The organism is Halobacterium bonnevillei (genome assembly GCF_009831555.1).
Taxonomy (GTDB): Archaea; Halobacteriota; Halobacteria; order Halobacteriales; family Halobacteriaceae; genus Halobacterium; species Halobacterium bonnevillei.
Window position 1 is genome coordinate 1 of sequence record NZ_WUUU01000262.1, and the last position, 2,862, is coordinate 2,862.

The following is a 2,862-nucleotide window of genomic DNA, read 5'->3' on the forward strand; positions in this document are numbered from 1 at the left end:
GAACGCGGGATTCGACGCCGTCCGCGCGGACGTGACGGACGCCGACGCCCTCGCCGACGTGCCGGACGTCGACGCCGTGGGTGTTCGCAGCGAGCTCCGGCGGCCGCGGCGCAGCTGCCGCTCGCGAGGTGTACGTCGACGGCCTGCGAACCGCCGTCGAGCACTTCGGCGGCCGCGACGACCCGCCCGAGAAATTCGTCTACACGTCCAGCACTGGCGTCTACGGCGACCACGGCGGCGACTGGGTGGACGAGACGACGCCGCTGGACCCGACGACCGAGAAGACGCAGGTGCTCGCCGAGGCCGAACGCGTCTGCAAGGAGCTTGCGCCAGAGCGCGGGATGGACGCGATAGTCGTTCGGTTCGCGGGCCTCTACGGCCCGCACCGCTACCGGCTGACGCGGTACGTCGACGGACCGGTGACGGAGGGTTACCTGAACATGATTCATCGCGACGACGCGGCCGGCGTGGTGCGGTTCGCGCTCGAGAACGACCTCGACGAGGACGTGCTGCTGGCGGTCGACGACGAACCCGTCTCGAAGTGGGCGTTCGCGGACTGGCTGGCCGACGAGTGCGGCGTCGAGGCGCCCGAGAAACGGACCGTCGAGGAGCGCCTGCAGTCGGAGGCCCTGTCGACGACCGTGGAGCGTCGCCTCCGGACGAGCAAGCGGTGTTCGAACGACCGCCTGCACGAACTCGGCTACGAATTCGCGTACCCGACGTTCCGCGAGGGGTACGGGGACGCGGTCGACGCGTACCGTCGCGGGGAGTACAAGTGATCCGACGGCAAAGCCACTGGTATGGCTACTGCTGACGGGACGTTCCGGTACAAGGAACGGTTCGGGGACGACATGGCGCGGACGTACTTCCGCCGGGTGCGGGACCGCGCGGTGTCCAGCGTCGGCCTCGGGACGTACCTCGGCGACCCCACTGATGCGGTCGACGACGCGTACTACGAGACGATCACGACCGCGCTGGAGTCAGGGTGTAACGTCGTGGACACGGCCATCAACTACCGCAACCAGCGCAGCGAGCGAGTGGTCGGCCGGGCGCTCGCAGACGCCGACGCGGACCGCGAGGAGGTTTTCCTGTCGACGAAGGGCGGGTTCGTGCCGTTCGACGAGTCCCGGCCTGCGGACCCCGGGCGGTTCGTCGGCGACGAGTACGTGGACAGCGGCATCGTCGACAGCGCGGACCTCGCACACGGCAGCCACGCCATCGCGCCCGGGTACGTCGAGGACCAGCTGGACCGGTCGCTGCGGAACCTCGACGTCGACACCATCGACCTCTACTACGTCCACAACCCTGAGACGCAACTGGACGAACGGCCGCGGGAGGCGGTCTACGACCAGCTCGAAGCGACGTTCGAGCGCCTCGAGCGTCGCGTCGCCGCGGGCGACATCCAGCACTACGGCGTGGCGACCTGGGACGCGTTCCGCGTGCCGCAGTCCCACGAGCACTTCCTGGACCTGGGGGAACTCATTTCGCGGGCGCGGGCCGCAGCCAGCGAGGTCGGGAACACCGCGACGCACTTCCGCGGCATCCAGGTGCCGTTCAACGTCCTGATGGCGGACGCGTTCACGATGGCGTCCCAGGACGGCCCCGAGGGCGACCAGAGCGTCCTCTGGTACGCGCACGAAGCCGGATTGAACGTGTTCACGTCCGCGAGCCTCGCGCAGGGGCAGGTGCTGGACGGGATTCCCGACGCAGTCGACGAGAAGCTCCGCGGCGACACGCCCGCGCAGCGCGGCGTGAACTTCGCGCGGAGTGCGCCCGGCGTCACCAGCGCGCTCGTCGGGTCCACGAGCCCCGAGCACGTCCGCGAGAACGTCGCCGCAGGGACCTACGAGCCGATGGGCGCGGACGCGTTCGACGCCGTCTTCGAGTAAGCTTCCCCTACTCGTCGCTCGAACTAGCGGCGCCGCCACTCGCACCGAGTAATACCCACCTACTCGGCGTCCCCGGTGGCGGTCCTAGTTGCGGTCTCCGTTTCGTGCACCTGCTTCCACATCCTGCCGCAGTTCGGACAACTGCGCCGCCAGCCCACGCGGTCGTGGTCGTGCGTCTCCAGTGGCATCCCGCAGTCCTGACAGACCAGTCGTTCCTCAGTGTCCGTGCCCACAACCCCCGCTCGGATGGCCCGTTCCACCGAGTTCATGCGAACGTCTACCGAGCTACTCCCCTTCAGTAAGAACCACCTATTATTGCAGGGGGGACGGCTGCGGGATTTTAGGACAGTCTTACGTCGGGCGGATTTGCGTTCGATGCACCGACGGCCGGAACCGCAAGAATTGACCCCGCGGACCGCGAAGCCGAGGCGTGTCCAATGCCACCGGGAGCGACGCGCGGCGCGTGCGCCTGTTCGGGTCGCTGTGCGCGCTCGTGTTCCTCGTGAACTTCGGGCGCGTCGTGTTCGCGCCGCTGGTCGCGCCGCTCCAGGCCGACTTCGTCACCAGCGACGCGGCCGTCGGGCTGGTGGCGACGCTGGCGTGGCTGGGGAGCGCGCTCCCGCGACTCCCCGACCGGCTACCTCCTGACGCGGGTCGACCGCCACCACGTCGTGCTCGGGTCGGGCGGCCTGCTGGCGGTGTCCTCGGCGGGAATGACGCTGGCGCCCACCATCGAGTTCGTGATGCTGGGGGCGTTTCTCGTCGGCATCGCGTCCGGCTCGTACTTCATCGCCGCGAACCCGCTGGTGAGCGAACTGTTCCCGGACCGCGTCGGCCGCGTCATCGGCGTCCACGGCACCGCCAGCCAGGTCGCCGCCGCCGTCGCGCCGGTTCTCGTCGGCCGCGTGCTGCTGGAGTTCTACACGTGGCGCGCGCCGTTCTACCTGCTGTCGGCTGCGGCGCTGGTGGTCAC

At 69.3% G+C, this 2,862-nt stretch carries 3 protein-coding genes and 1 pseudogene; 3 read left to right on the forward strand and 1 reads right to left on the reverse strand.

All coding sequences use genetic code 11. The features are described 5' to 3' along the window. Positions 1-779 (forward strand): annotated as a pseudogene (locus GRX66_RS17975) (NAD-dependent epimerase/dehydratase family protein); the annotation flags it as partial. 21 nt (positions 780-800) lie between these two features. Next, complete coding sequence (locus GRX66_RS17980) at positions 801-1,889, forward strand: aldo/keto reductase (RefSeq protein WP_159527722.1); 1,089 nt, start codon at positions 801-803, stop codon at positions 1,887-1,889. A 59-nt stretch (positions 1,890-1,948) separates the two neighbouring features. Here GRX66_RS17980 and GRX66_RS20985 read toward each other — a convergent pair whose 3' ends face one another. Then, positions 1,949-2,158 (reverse strand): HVO_0758 family zinc finger protein, encoded by a 210-nt coding sequence (locus tag GRX66_RS20985; protein ID WP_449271475.1) that lies wholly within the window; start codon positions 2,156-2,158, stop codon positions 1,949-1,951. A gap of 402 nt (positions 2,159-2,560) precedes the next feature. On the opposite strand from GRX66_RS20985, the gene GRX66_RS20635 reads away from it, so the two are divergent. Next, positions 2,561-2,862, forward strand: a 302-nt coding sequence (locus GRX66_RS20635; RefSeq protein WP_325064191.1) for an MFS transporter, incomplete at its 3' end; no start/stop codon positions are given.